Consider the following 13,196-nt stretch of genomic DNA (forward strand, 5'->3'; position numbering starts at 1 on the left):
CGCCCGTCTCATTCTGAAAGTGTTGTCGCAGAACAGTATTCGTTCCGCATCGATCAGCTGCCGGACCTGTCATCGAGCCCACCATTGACTTTCGTGCACACTGTACGTAACTTCCGTACTGTGAGTTTGTAAGTTCAGGCAAAGGATAGCTGAGATGGCACAGGTCGCGCTGAGGCACGCAACGATCAACTACCGGGTGTTAGGTCCGCAGGATTCCGCACATCCTCCGGTGCTGTTCGTCCACGGTATCCTCGCCGACGAACGCCTGTGGGAACGAGCGGCGGAAGGCCTTGCCCAGAAAGGGTTCCGCTGCATTCTGCCGACCTGGCCGCTGGGTTCGCACACCATTCCCGTCGAGGACGGCGCGGACCTTTCGCCGCGGCGAATCGCCGCGCTGATCCACGAATTCATGGTGGCGCTGGACCTCTCCGACGTGACCTTGGTCGGCAATGACACCGGCGGAGGGCTGTGCCAGCTCGTCATCGACGCATATCCCGACCGCATCGGTCGCTTGGTGCTCACCAACTGCGACGCATTCGACACCTTCCCGCCGTTTCCCTTCACCCTCCTCTTCGCCCTGCTGCGTGGTCCTAAATCCATCAAGGCATTGTTCTCGATGTTGGGATGGACGCCGATGCGGCACTCGGCGCTCGGCTACGGCCTGCTGCTCAGCAAGCCAGATGCGCAACTGACCGCCTCGTGGATTCAGCCCTGTCGGGCCGATGTGCGTATCCGCCGCAATCTTGCGACCCTCCTGCGACACGTCGCGGCCACCGATCTCACTGACACGGCAACGCGGTTTCCGCAATTCGGCAAGCCGGTCACGCTGGTCTGGGGAATGAGTGACCGCTGCTTCACCCCGTCACTTGCGCGACGGATGGCGGCGCTATTCCCGAACACCAGGATGGTCGAGGTCCCCGGGGCGAAAACGTTTGTCGCCCTGGATGATCCGGACGCCGTTATCGACGCGATCGCCACGGTCAACGCGAATAGCCGTTGACGCGGCTCCGGCCACCGTCATCGCCAGCGCCGCACCGGCTATCAACGCCGCCCCCAACAGCACCGGCAGTGCGTGTTTCAGCCCGCCGAGCGCGCCCGAAGCCGCCGCTGAGATCCCCGCCCATCGCTTCGGACGACCCCAACAGCCCATCAGGCAGCTCTGCGTCGACGCGGCCACGCGGTCCGAAAGCATGGTCACGATCGAGGGGTACGCGACGTTGCTGCTCATGCCCGCGACGCTCATGCCCGCGACCTACTGTTGGTACGGCGAGGCCGGCGTCACGCATTTTCGCCGTATTCACCGCCAGCGCGGCCGCCGCCAGCCGGCGCATTCCGAATCGCTGCGCCAGCCCCGGGTGGTTCAGCCCATTGCCGATGCAGAAGCCGATCCCGATGATCGACATCACCTCGCCCACCTGATCGAGGGACAAACCCGGTGTGACCACCGGTCGCATGTGCCGAGCCGCGGCGCTGGTCGGCATAACGAAATCCCGGTCAGTGCGCCACACCGCGAATGCTAAGAGTTTCTCTCAAATTGTGATTGATTGGAGTTTGCTGGCCTCCCCGACTCGCGCCTTCGGTCCGGGATGCCGGGCAGCGAAGCTCGTGCGAGTGTGCCCCTTCGGCGACCTGTAACAACAGGCCCGGGAAGGCATCGTCAGCTGCTGCTTCCGGGCTGTGCCGCCGGCCTGTTGCACCCAACCGAAAGGCGTTCGCGCCAATCTCGGAGAGGTGGATTTCCGATTTCTTAATTTTCTCTAATCGGTAACGCTTTGGCTAAGGCCGCCGAAATGCCGGTCATGACGAACATCGGCAAGCCCCTCATCAAGTCCGCTGCGGCGGTGGGTTTCCTCGCGGCCTCGATGTCGCTAGCTACTGGGTTTTCACCAGGCGTCGCCCACGCAGATCTGATGAACTGGGAGGCCGTCGCGCAGTGCGAGTCCGGCGGTAACTGGAGCGCTAACACGGGCAACGGAGCCTACGGCGGTCTGCAATTCAAGCAAGCCACGTGGGAGGACTACGGCGGGGTCGGAAACCCCGCAAATGCCTCTAAGCAGCAACAAATCGCCGTCGCCAACCGCGTCTTGGCCGGCCAGGGACCCGCTGCGTGGCCGAAGTGCGCCACCGCCGGCGGCCTGCCGCCCGTCCCAGTGGTGATGCCAAAGGAGATGCGGCCGCTGCAGCAGGCGGTGACTCAGATCATCGGGATATTTATGCCCAGTCAGTGAATATCGGCGCGTGGCCTGGTTTCGTTACAGTGAACATGTTTGGATCCCCCTATGGAGGGTTCAGTAACGGTTCATATGGCCGCGCCACCGGACACGATCTGGCAATTAATCGCCGATATTCGAAATACCGGACGGTTCTCACCGGAAACCTTCGAAGCCGAGTGGCTCGACGATGCGACCGGGCCCGAGCTGGGTGCCCGCTTCCGCGGGCACGTCCGGCGCAACGAGATCGGGCCCGTCTACTGGACCACCTGCGAAGTCACCGCATGCGAGCCCGGCCGCGAGTTTGGGTTTGCTGCACTGGTCGGCGATCGGCCGGTGAACAACTGGCACTACCAGTTGGCGCCGGCCGGCGACGGCACCGACGTGACCGAGTCGTTTCGGCTCGCGCCGTCGCCGTTGCTCAACGTCTACTGGGTGTTAGGAGGCTTCTTACGTAAACGCCGCAACATCAGAGACATGACTAAGACGCTGCAGCGCATCAAAGATGTGGTCGAAGCAGGCTGAGGGGCGGCTCGGCCAGATCGATGAAGACGATATTCATCACCGGTGCCAGCAGCGGGATGGGCCGTGAAGGCGCAAAACTGTTCCACGCCAAAGGCTGGCGGGTCGGCGCGGTGGACCGCGACGAGGAAGGGCTCGCGTCCCTGCGCGCGCAGCTAGGCCCTGGGGTGTGGACCCGCGTGGTCGACGTGACCGACAAGACCGGGTTCGATGCTGCTTTGGCTGACTTCTGCTCGGGTCACGCCGGTGGCGGCCTCGACATGATGTGGAACAACGCCGGCATCGGTGAGGGCGGCTGGTTCGAGGACGTGCCGTACGACGCCGCCATGCGCGTCGTAGAGGTGAACTTCAAAGCGGTGCTGACCGGTGCGTATGGCGCGCTGCCCTACCTGAAGAAGGCGCCGGGAAGTCTGATGTTCTCCACATCGTCGTCCTCGGGCACCTATGGAATGCCGCGCCTCGCGGTCTACTCGGCGACCAAGCACGCTGTCAAAGGGCTGACCGAGGCGCTGAGCATCGAGTGGCAGCGGCACGGGGTACGGGTCGCCGACGTGCTGCCCGGGCTGATCGACACCGCGATCCTGACCACGACGCCGGACCACTCGAACGGGGGTGCGGCCGCTACGGCTGAACAGATTCGCGCCGCCGCACCCAAAAAGGGCATGTTCCGCCTCATGCCCGCCGCCAGCGTCGCCGAGGCGGCGTGGCAGGCCTATCAGCACCCGACCCGGCTGCATTGGTATGTGCCGCAAGGCATTCGGTGGATCGACCGGCTCAAGGCGATCAGTCCGGAATTCGTTCGGAGTCGCATTGCCAAATCACTTCCCGCCATCGACCCGAAACGGCAGTAAAGTTTCGTGCACAATGCTCAGGCGCTAACTGGGAGGTGGCCCGTGCAGAATCGCTTCGTCACGGTGGCAGGAGCCGCATTGACGGTTGTCGCCGGCGTCGCGGGATGTGCGGACGCCCAGACGGTGCCCCGCAAAGCCGCCCGTCTGACCATCGACGGCGACACCCACACGACGCGACCCCCAGCATGCAGTCAGGACCAGTCCTACCGGACCATCGACATCCGTGACCGCGACGGCCAGGTGCAGGCGGTGGTCCTGATCAGCGGTGACCGGGTGATCCCGCAATGGGTGAAGATTCGCAACGTCGACGGGTTCAACGGCAGCTTTTGGGAAGGCGGGGTCGGCGACGCGCACGTCGATTTGGCCAATCGCACATACACGATCACCGGAAGCGCATACGGGATCAGCAGCAGCAACCCGAACAAGGTCGTGACGACCGACTTCAAGATCGTCGCCGAGTGCTGATAGCGCCGGACATATCCGGCCTGTCCCCGAGGGAGGTGTGGTGAGGGACAAACTGCATTGGTTTGCCATGCACGGGTTCATCCGAGGCGTCGCCGCCTTCGCGAGACGGCGAGGTGACATGCAGGCCAAGCTGTTCGCGGACCCCGCCGTCGCCGTAGATCCGGTGCCTTTTTACGACGAGGTGCGACGGCATGGGCGCTTGGTCGGGACACGCGTCAATTACCTGACCGCCGATTATCGGCTGGCGCATGACCTGTTGCGGTCGGACGATTTTCGCGTCATCTCCCTGGGCGAGAATCTGCCGGCGCCGATGCGCTGGCTCGAGCGTCGCACCCGCGACCATTTGCTCCACCCGCTACGGCCGCCTTCGCTGCTGGCGGTGGAGCCACCCGACCACACCCGCTACCGCAAGACCGTCTCGGCGGTCTTCACCTCGCGTGCAGTTGCCGCGCTACGCGATCGGGTCGAAGAGACCGCGATCAGCCTGCTGGATCGCCTCGCCGATCAGCCCGGCGTAGTCGACGTCGTCGGGCGCTATTGCTCCCAACTTCCCATCGCGGTCATCAGCGACATTTTAGGAGTGCCAGACCACGACCGGCGGCGCGTTCTGGAATTCGGTGAGCTGGGCGCACCGAGTCTGGACATCGGAGTGCCCTATTGGCAGTACCAGCGAGTGCAACGCGGCATCGCCGGCTTCCACTCCTGGCTCAAAGATCATCTAGCGCAACTGCGGCGGACCCCTGGTGACGACCTGATGAGCCAGTTGATCCGGACAGCCGAAAGTGGGAATCCAGAAACACATCTCGACGAGCTCGAACTTCAGGCGATCGCCGGACTGGTATTGGTCGCCGGCTTTGAAACCACAGTGAACCTGCTGGGCAACGGGATTCGCATGTTGCTCGATGCGCCTGAGGAACTGGACAAATTACGGCAGCGCCCCGAGCTGTGGCCCAACGCGGTGGAGGAGATTCTGCGGCTCGATTCGCCGGTCCAGATCAGTGGCCGGGTGGCCCGCAAGGATATCGAGATCGCAGGCACCTTGGTGAAACGTGGCGAATTGGTGGTGATCTACCTGGCCGCGGCCAACCGCGATCCGGCCATTTTCGCCGATCCGCACCGGTTCGATATCGAGAGGCCCAATGCCGGAAGGCATCTCGCGTTTTCCACCGGCCGGCATTTCTGCCTGGGAGCCGCTCTTGCCCGTTCCGAAGGCGAAGTTGGGCTCCGTACGTTCTTCGAGCGTTTCCCCGATGTGCGGGCCGCAGGCGCCGGCAGCCGCCGCGACACCCGGGTGCTGCGCGGCTGGTCAAGCCTGCCGGTGACACTGGGTACGGCCCGGTCTATGGTCACGTCATAAACCGGCTGACCCTGCGCCGCGATAAGGTGCGCGGGTGCCGGAATCCGAAGCGTCCGATCGTGAACTTGCGGTCATGTCGTGGGGCGGGCCGTGGGACAGCGCCCTTCGAAGCGCGGTGTCGGATCCTTTCGAAGCGGCAACCGGGATCGCGGTTCGGCACCAGAAATACGTAGGCCTCGCGGTGCCCGATCAGCTGGCCACGGCGGTGCGTGCCGGGGCGCGTCCACCGTGTGGCGTCGCGTGGACGAACGCGGTCGCCGCGATGCGCGCGGCCCACGACGGCTGGTGTGATCCGTTGTCGCCCGAGCAGGTACCCAATCTGATGAGCTTGCATCCGCGGGCCCAGCCCGATGGATTCGACGGGTGGCCATTGGCGATGGTCTATTCGGTGATCTACGTCCTGGTATTTCAGCGGGCCATCTTTGGCGGCCACGTGCCGGAGTCCTGGAACGTGCTGCTCGACCCGCGACACCGCGGCCGGATCGCGTTGTATCCGGACGGCAACGGCATCCACGCCGTGGCGCAAGTTCTCGGCGGCGGCGCGGTCGACGACATACCTGAGCACATGGAGCCGTGCTGGAATTTTCTGCGCGCCATGCGGCCGCAGGTTTCGGCAATGGATTACAGCGGACAACTCGCCGAGCATTTGCGTGCGGGCCACCTCGACCTGTGTTTTCGAGCTCTTCCCAATGCAATTGGATTCCAGCGCGCGGGTATCGACGTCGGTTGGGTTGCCCCGGCCGAAGGGGTGCCCGACACCATGGACTGCTTGTGGGTGCCGCGCGGGCTGTCGCCGGAAGTGGCCGAGTGGGCCCGCCGCTACATCGACTTCGCGCTGAGCCGGCCGGTGCAGGAGCATTGGTGCCGATTGCTGGGCGCGATACCCGCCCGGCCGGACGCGGCCGCGCCGCCGACGCTGGGCGCCGCCACCAGGACACCGCAGTGCCTCGATGACCGGCAGCACCTGCTGTATGTGCCAGATCGCATCAAGCTGGTCCACGCGGCCGGATGGCAGCAGAAATTCCGGTCGATTTTCAATGGGCCGAATTCGTCGGCGACCGCGTGAAAAAAGGGGTGGAACACTTGCTCCAACTTTGTTAAAGTCGTGTCGCCGACGTTGTCGGCCCAGGCATGGCGGGCTGGTGGGCAGCTCAAAATACTGTGAATTGCTGTACACCAGAAGGGGTTTCGGGGGTGTACCCGTACCATGGGCGATTCGTCGCACAATTAGTCGACGACATCGCGTGTCTGATCCTCGGTGAGGATATCGAGGTCGCCTCGATCCTCGATCGATCGTGCGCTTTGGCCGTGGCCAATTCCCCGCTGATCGCCGAGTATTGGCGCAGCACCGGGTTCGGCCACCCCATCCCGGATACCGCGTTCAAGCAATCAGCGCCATATTTGTTTCCAGATCAACCGCCGGTGCGGCATTTTCACACCAGTGGCACCTCCGGCGCCGCACGTGGCCGCGTCGGCTACTCGGCGTGCGGCATGGAATTGATGCGGATGTCCATCCTGGACAACGCCCGCCGGCACGTCATGGCCGGGCTATCACAGCCGGCCATCATCCGATTCGTTCCACCGGCTGCCAGCGCGCCGGCGATGGTTATGGCCTACGGGATGGAACTCATCGCCACCGAGCTTGGCGACCCGGAGTTGAGCGAGGTTGTCGTCGGTGCCCACGGGGTGGATTACGAGCGGCTGGAGACGGTGATCGAGCGGGTGTGCGATGCCGGCCAGCCGGCCGTGCTTATCGGCGGTTCGTCGGTATTCGCCAACGTATGCGAGCACTTCGCCACGCGCGCAAAGACTTTTGCGCTGCCAGCGGGTTCGCGGGTGGTCGATGCCGGCGGGTTCAAACGACAGTCCGCACCGCTGCACGTCGACGCCCTGCGGGCGAGCCTGACCGAGGTGTTCGGAATCCCGGCGGGCCGTTTCATGAATCTCTTCGGCATGACCGAGCTGGCCAGCCAGCTCTACGACCGCGGCGACGCCTCGATCGGCCCGCTGGGCGAACGGATCAAGGGCGGCCAGCCCTACGTTCAGCTTCGCGTCCGCGATGCCGAAACGATGAACCCCGTCGACGATGGCCTCGGACTGCTCGAAGTGATCGATCTGTGTGTACTGGACCGGCCACCGGCCCTGTTGACCGGGGACCTCGCGGTCGCGGCACCGGATGGGGCCGCGATCGTCGGCCGGGTGCAGCGCAACAGCACCCGTGGCTGTTCGGTGAGCCTCGATGCTCTCACTGCCCGCGAGGCCGCCCATGTCTGAGACGGCCACGCTTGCCACCTCATCGGTGATCTCGCATCTTCCGGCGTGGCTGGCCGCACCCGACATCGAACGCGTGCGTGTCCCCCACCACGAGCACGGGTATGACGTGGATCGTCCGCGGCTGAGCTCGTGGCCCGAGGTTGGGCGGCGACTTCGCGCGGCCACCGCGAATCTTCGGACCGTCAAGATCACCACGATCGTCGAGGCGATCGACGCGGTCGCCACCCAATGGTGTGATCGCCGGTGGCCCGTCCGCCGCGCCGCCCGGGATGCGGTCGTCGCGGCGACGGGACTTTCGGTCGAGACGGTCGAACGCAGCTTCGACGTCGAGCTGCGCAACTACCGGGCCGCGTCACTGTGGGCAGTGCTGCGGCGTGAGTTGGGCAATCCGCAAGTGCTGGATGACTTTTGCCTCGATGGCGATCTCGGCGGCCGGACGATGGCTGTGGGCCCGGGCCTGACTTGTCACGTCATGACCGGGAATGTGCCCGGTCTGCCGGCCCTGAGTGTGGTGCGCGCGTTGCTGGTGAAGTCGGCCTCGGTGGTCAAGGTCGCAAGTAGTGAACCTACGTTTGCCGCGCGTTTCGTCGAGACCCTCGCACGCGTGCAACCGCTATTCGGTGACGCGATCGTCGTCACCTACTGGGACCAGACGGAAACGGCCGTCCGAGATGCCGTGCTGGCCGAGGCCGACACCGTCATCGCCTACGGCGGTGACGAGTCGTGTGCGGCCATTCATGCCCGCATGCGACTCGATCAGCGGTTCATCGCGCACAACCATAAGTTCTCGGTGGGCCTACTGACCCGTGGATACCTGGCTACCAAGGGGATGGCTGAAACCGCCGAGCAAGTGGCGCGCGACGCTTCGATGTTCGATCAGCATGCGTGCATCGCGGCACAGGCCTATCTCGTCGAAGGCGGCATCGAGGCGGGCACGCTGTTCGCCGAGTCGGTGGCGCAGGCGATGCGGCGTTATGCCGCAACGTGTCCTCTGGGCCGCCCCGACCGCGCCGCGGTCGCGGCCCGCCGGATGCGCTGGGTGGATCGCCAATATTGGGCGGCGCAGTCTGCTCAGCGGCGCGTCTGGACGTCGGCGGACGGCCTGGTATCCATCGACGACGCGCTGGCCGACTCGGCCGGTGGCGATCGGACACTGCAGATCGTTGCAGTGCCCAGCGTGGACGGGATGCTCGACGCGCTGCGTCCGTACGGAAGCTACCTGCAGAATGTGGCCGTCGGGGCCGTCGACAGCGAAATGCGAACTCTCGCACCAGCTCTGGCTCGGCTCGGGGCCACCCGTTTGTGTGCACCAGGGCGCATGCCCGACCCGAGTTTGATCTGGAAGCACGACGGCCGCGCGTGTGTGGCCGAGCTCGTCGTCTGGTGCGACGCCGAGATGCATCCGTGGGCAAGCATCGAGTATTAGGAAGGCACTTCGATGACCGCAGACACAGACCGCGTCGAGATCATCGACTGCACGTTGCGTGACGGTGAGCAGGCGCCCGGTGTCGGCTTCTCGATCGCTGAAAAGGTCGAAATCGGACTGGCCCTCGGGGCGGCTGGGGTCGACATGCTCGACGCCGGATTCCCGGCCAGTGACGCGACCGAGATCGAGGCGCTGCAGGAGCTTCGCCATCGCGGCGTCACCGCGACGATCGGGGCAACCGCACGCCCGTTTGCCGGTGACATCGCCGCGGCGGAGCGAGCGCACGCCGACGAAGTGTTTCTGTTCATGCCGACCAGTGATGCGCGCATCGAAAAGACGCTGGGGATGGACCGGCCCGGTGCAGTCGACCTGCTGCGAAGTGGTGCCGAAGAGGTCGCCGGCCGCGGCATGGGACTCAACATCGTCTTCGAGGATGCGACACGCGCCGACCCGACCTTCTTGATCAAGGTGGGCGAACGGATCGCCGACGACGGCTTGACCGTGCGACGTATGATCCCGGCCGACAGTGTCGGCTGTGCGACACCGGAATCCATGACCAACCTGGTGCGGCTGCTTCGGGACGCGTTCGGGTCCACGATCGCGATCTGCCCCCACTGCCACAACGACTTTGGGCTGGCTACCGCCAACACCCTGGCCGCCGTCGCCGCCGGCGCCACCAGCCTGACGTGCACCGTCAATGGCTTAGGTGAGCGAGCCGGCAACGCCGATCTGGCCGAGGTTGCCGTCGGTCTGAGTTATCTGCACGGTCGCCGGCACGGGGTCAAGCTCACCGAGCTGCAGAACCTGGCCGAGCTCGTGGAACGCCACTCGGGCGTGCCCACCAGCTTCATCAAACCGGTCACCGGGCTCAATGTGTTCCGGCACGAATCCGGAGTACACGTCGATGCCATGCTCAAAAGCGAAGACAGCTATGAATACCTACCGTCCAGCGGAGTCGGCCGCTCGACGGAGTTCGTCTTGGGCAAGCATTCCGGCCGTGCGCTGGTGCGGGTGCTGCTGGACCAAGCCGGTCGCGACGTCGACGACAACACGGTGACCCAGTTGCTCGCCACGGTGAAGAGCCGTTACGCGCACGCGACGAAGGCCGCCCACCGGCAACTGTTCGAACTGCACCGGCGCTTCTACGCAGAACACCTTTCCGGGGTCAGTTCTGCCGAGCTGGTGCAGCTGCTGGGCACTTCCGGCCAACCGGCGACGCACTGACATGGGCCAGTCGATCAGCGACAAAGTTCTGCGCGCGCACGCCCTTGACTACGAGCCGTCGGCCGCCGTCCAGCAGGTTCGCGTCGACGCGCTACTCGGCCACGACGCCACCATCGGGCTGCTGATGGAGCGGTTCGAACAACGGGGACTTGAGATTTGGGATCCCACCCGGGTGATCTTCACCAACGACCACTTCTCTCCCCCGGCCACCGCCGACCGCGCCGACATTTCCCGACGATTCATCGACTTCTCGCGTCGCCACGGCGTCGGAAACCTATTGGTGGACAAGGGAATCTGCCATCAGTTGCTGGTTGAGAATCGGCTTTGCCAACCGGGCAGCCTGATCGTCGGCGCCGATAGCCACACCATCATGGCCGGCGGTGTGGGTGCCTGCGCCACCGGTATGGGCTCCACCGATATTCTGTTCGCACTTGCCACCGGCACTACCTGGATGCGAGCGCCGAACAGCATCAAAATCACCTTCCGCGGCGAACTTCCCCCTAGTTGCAATGGGCGAGATATTGTCCTGCACTTGCTGGCCGAGCTTGGCGAGCATGGGGGTCGGTATCGTGCCCTGGAATTTCACGACCACGCCGAACCGAAGCTGGCTCAGGACGAGCGATTCGCGATCGCCAACATGGCCGTCGAAATGGGTGCTAAATTCGGCACTTTCGTGCCCGACGAGGTGACAATGGAATACCTGGAGCAGCGCGACGGTGCGCCGCCGAGCACGGTAACGCGTCCCGATGGCGACGCCGAGTACGAGCGGGAGATCGAGGTTGATCTCACCAGTTTGCGTCCAATGGTGGCCAAGCCGTGGTCGCCGGCGAACGTCATCCCCGTCGACTCGTTAGAGCGCACGCCGGTCACCATGGCCTTCCTCGGGTCGTGCAGTAGCGGCCGGCTTTCCGACATCAAGGTGGCCGCCGAGGTACTGCGCGACCGCCAGATCAACGACCGGGTGCGGTTCGTCGTCATTCCCGCCTCGGTCGATGTGTTCAAGCAGGCGCTGAAGCTGGGGTACGTCGAAACGCTGACCGAAGCCGGCGCCTTGTTCAACCAATCCAGCTGTGGTCCCTGCGGCGGAATCGACAAGGGCGTGCTCGGGGCGCAGGACGTGTGCGTCTCGACGTCGAACCGCAACTTCCGGGGTCGGATGGGGCATTGGGACAGTCGCACTTACCTGGCCAGCCCGCGAACGGTCGCGCTGGCGGCGCTGCACGGTTACGTGGGAGGACCGATCGCATGAGCCAATTGAACCCGGTGCGCGGACACGCATGGGCTTTCGGCGACGACGTCAACACCGACGTCATCCACCCGCCGTCGTTCTTCAGCCTGGACCGCGAGGTCGTCAAGCGGGGACTTTTCCATGAGTTCGATCCCGAGCTGCAGCCGGCAATTATGCCGGGAGACATGATCATTGGCGGGCGCAACTTCGGCTGCGGGTCGAGCCGTGAAACTTCGATACAAAGCCTGCTACTCAATCGAATAGCCGCGATCGTGGCGGTCGATTTCGCCCGCATCTTCTACCGCAGTGCCACCAATAATGCGCTGCCCTGCGTGACCTTCGCCGACCCGGACGACCGGCATCGCATCAGAGCCGGCCAGCGTATCGAACTGGACTTCGCCACGTGGACGCTGCACACCGATGCCGACGATCACATCGCGCTGGAACCACCGGGTGCCTTCGTGCAGCGGATCTGGCAGGCCGGAGGTCTACTGGAAATGCTGGACAAACCGGAAAAAATCCGCAGCGGCTAGCGTATCCGTAATGCGCGCAGTACCGCTCGCATGGCGGGTCGATCGCCGATCGCCAGTCGGGCAGCGCCATCCCGGTACGCCTTGACGCCGATGTTGGCGCGGGACAGGATTTCTGCCACGCCGGCACACGGCAGGTAAAGGAAGTTCGCGTGGCTTCGCGGCACCGGAATCCCGCTTTCCACCAATGCGTTTCGAAGATCGTCGCGCTCTTTGACGATCGTCCTGACCCGCGCGGCCAACTCGCTCTCGGCGCGGTAGGACGCCTGCACTGCGGCTTCGGCAACTACCCCCAGGGCGAACGGCACCTGCCGGGCGCGAACTCGGCCCGCTAGCTCTGCGGCGCCAAACGCATAACCGATTCTGAGGCCGGCAAGCCCGTACGCCTTCGAAAAAGTGCGCAGCACTAAGACGTTGGGATATTTGGATACGATGGCGCGAGCGTCGATCGCATCCTGGCCCTCCAGAAACTCCACGTACGCCTCGTCCAAAATGACGGTGACATGCCGGGAAACGCGGCTCAGGAAGTCCTCGAGTTCAGCGGATTCGACGATCGTTCCGGTTGGGTTGTGCGGCCGGCATACGACGATCACGCCGGTCTGACTGGTTTGCGCGGCCGCCATGGCCGCGAGGTCCTGACGGCCCAACGTATCCAGCGGTACGGTAACCGGCGTAGTTCCCAGGATGCGGCTTATGATCGCGTAACCATCGAATGTTGGTGTCGCGTATATCATTTCGTCACCGCGCCGGGTCACCGAATCGATGATCTGCATGGCCACACCGGTGGCCCCGGCCCCGACTATGACCTGATCCTGGTGCACATCAATGTGACTGGCGATGATCTGGGCGAGCCGCTGCGGTAAGAATTCCGGGTATCGATTCGCGCGCGCCATGGCTTCATCGATGGCGCTGCGCACCGATGGCAAAGGCGGAAACGGGTTCTCGCTGAGACCAAGCTCGTAGCGGCAGGAATCGGCCACCGCCACACTTGTGTTAGATGTTGTCACTGTCCCCGAATCCGCTTGTCGTGGTGCTCGTGGGTGACAGTGTACCCAGATGGGCAGCCAAAAAGGAGCGTATGCTCCGAATTTTTATCAGCTTTTAAGCGG

At 64.3% G+C, this 13,196-nt stretch carries 14 protein-coding genes; 12 read left to right on the forward strand and 2 right to left on the reverse strand.

Annotated elements, in window-relative coordinates:
* Window positions 1–154 precede the first annotated feature (154 nt).
* Complete coding sequence (locus AWC27_RS03120; RefSeq protein ID WP_085669150.1) at window positions 155–1,000, forward strand: alpha/beta fold hydrolase; 846 nt, start codon at window positions 155–157, stop codon at window positions 998–1,000.
* On the opposite strand, the gene AWC27_RS31460 is transcribed toward AWC27_RS03120, so the two are convergent.
* Complete coding sequence (locus AWC27_RS31460; RefSeq protein WP_085669151.1) at window positions 981–1,481, reverse strand: hypothetical protein; 501 nt, start codon at window positions 1,479–1,481, stop codon at window positions 981–983. The genes AWC27_RS03120 and AWC27_RS31460 overlap by 20 nt on opposite strands.
* Window positions 1,482–1,799: 318 nt before the next feature.
* Here AWC27_RS31460 and AWC27_RS03130 point away from each other — a divergent pair, with 318 nt between their 5' ends.
* The 11 genes from AWC27_RS03130 to AWC27_RS03180 all read left to right on the forward strand — a co-directional run bounded on the left by AWC27_RS03130 (window position 1,800) and on the right by AWC27_RS03180 (window position 12,090).
* Complete coding sequence (locus AWC27_RS03130) at window positions 1,800–2,228, forward strand: transglycosylase family protein (RefSeq protein ID WP_085669231.1); 429 nt, start codon at window positions 1,800–1,802, stop codon at window positions 2,226–2,228.
* 51 nt (window positions 2,229–2,279) lie between these two features.
* Complete coding sequence (locus AWC27_RS03135; protein ID WP_085669152.1) at window positions 2,280–2,735, forward strand: SRPBCC family protein; 456 nt, start codon at window positions 2,280–2,282, stop codon at window positions 2,733–2,735.
* Between the two features lie 20 nt (window positions 2,736–2,755).
* A complete protein-coding gene (locus AWC27_RS03140) occupies window positions 2,756–3,583 on the forward strand; it encodes an SDR family oxidoreductase (RefSeq protein WP_085669153.1) in 828 nt (275 codons plus the stop codon).
* A 42-nt stretch (window positions 3,584–3,625) separates the two neighbouring features.
* Window positions 3,626–4,048, forward strand: coding sequence for a lipoprotein LpqH (locus AWC27_RS03145; RefSeq protein WP_085669154.1), 423 nt, complete (start codon window positions 3,626–3,628; stop codon window positions 4,046–4,048).
* A 40-nt stretch (window positions 4,049–4,088) separates the two neighbouring features.
* Window positions 4,089–5,405, forward strand: a complete 1,317-nt coding sequence (locus AWC27_RS03150) for a cytochrome P450 (protein ID WP_085669232.1) — start codon at window positions 4,089–4,091, stop codon at window positions 5,403–5,405.
* A gap of 34 nt (window positions 5,406–5,439) precedes the next feature.
* Window positions 5,440–6,471, forward strand: coding sequence for an extracellular solute-binding protein (locus AWC27_RS03155; RefSeq protein ID WP_085669155.1), 1,032 nt, complete (start codon window positions 5,440–5,442; stop codon window positions 6,469–6,471).
* A gap of 128 nt (window positions 6,472–6,599) precedes the next feature.
* Window positions 6,600–7,679, forward strand: a complete 1,080-nt coding sequence (locus AWC27_RS03160) for a LuxE/PaaK family acyltransferase (protein ID WP_085669156.1) — start codon at window positions 6,600–6,602, stop codon at window positions 7,677–7,679.
* Window positions 7,672–9,105, forward strand: a complete 1,434-nt coding sequence (locus AWC27_RS03165; RefSeq protein ID WP_169726699.1) for an acyl-CoA reductase — start codon at window positions 7,672–7,674, stop codon at window positions 9,103–9,105. Before AWC27_RS03160 ends, AWC27_RS03165 begins: the two co-directional genes overlap by 8 nt.
* Before the next feature lie 12 nt (window positions 9,106–9,117).
* Complete coding sequence (locus tag AWC27_RS03170) at window positions 9,118–10,329, forward strand: LeuA family protein (RefSeq protein WP_085669158.1); 1,212 nt, start codon at window positions 9,118–9,120, stop codon at window positions 10,327–10,329.
* A gap of 1 nt (window position 10,330) precedes the next feature.
* Window positions 10,331–11,578 carry a 3-isopropylmalate dehydratase large subunit gene (locus AWC27_RS03175; protein ID WP_085669159.1) on the forward strand — a complete coding sequence of 416 codons (1,248 nt, stop codon included), beginning with the start codon at window positions 10,331–10,333 and terminating at the stop codon, window positions 11,576–11,578.
* The gene (locus AWC27_RS03180) at window positions 11,575–12,090 is read left to right on the forward strand and encodes a LeuD/DmdB family oxidoreductase small subunit (RefSeq protein WP_211281545.1); all 516 of its coding nucleotides are present in this window, start codon (window positions 11,575–11,577) and stop codon (window positions 12,088–12,090) included. The genes AWC27_RS03175 and AWC27_RS03180 overlap by 4 nt, the downstream gene beginning before the upstream one ends.
* Here the strand turns inward: AWC27_RS03180 and AWC27_RS03185 are convergent.
* Window positions 12,087–13,073: an aminotransferase class I/II-fold pyridoxal phosphate-dependent enzyme gene (locus tag AWC27_RS03185; RefSeq protein WP_085669160.1), complete on the reverse strand. Its 987-nt coding sequence runs from the start codon at window positions 13,071–13,073 to the stop codon at window positions 12,087–12,089. The two genes, AWC27_RS03180 and AWC27_RS03185, sit on opposite strands and share 4 nt — an antisense overlap.
* Window positions 13,074–13,196 lie beyond the last annotated feature (123 nt).

Origin of the sequence: Mycobacterium szulgai (assembly GCF_002116635.1) — a bacterium.
GTDB lineage: Bacteria > Actinomycetota > Actinomycetes > Mycobacteriales > Mycobacteriaceae > Mycobacterium > Mycobacterium szulgai.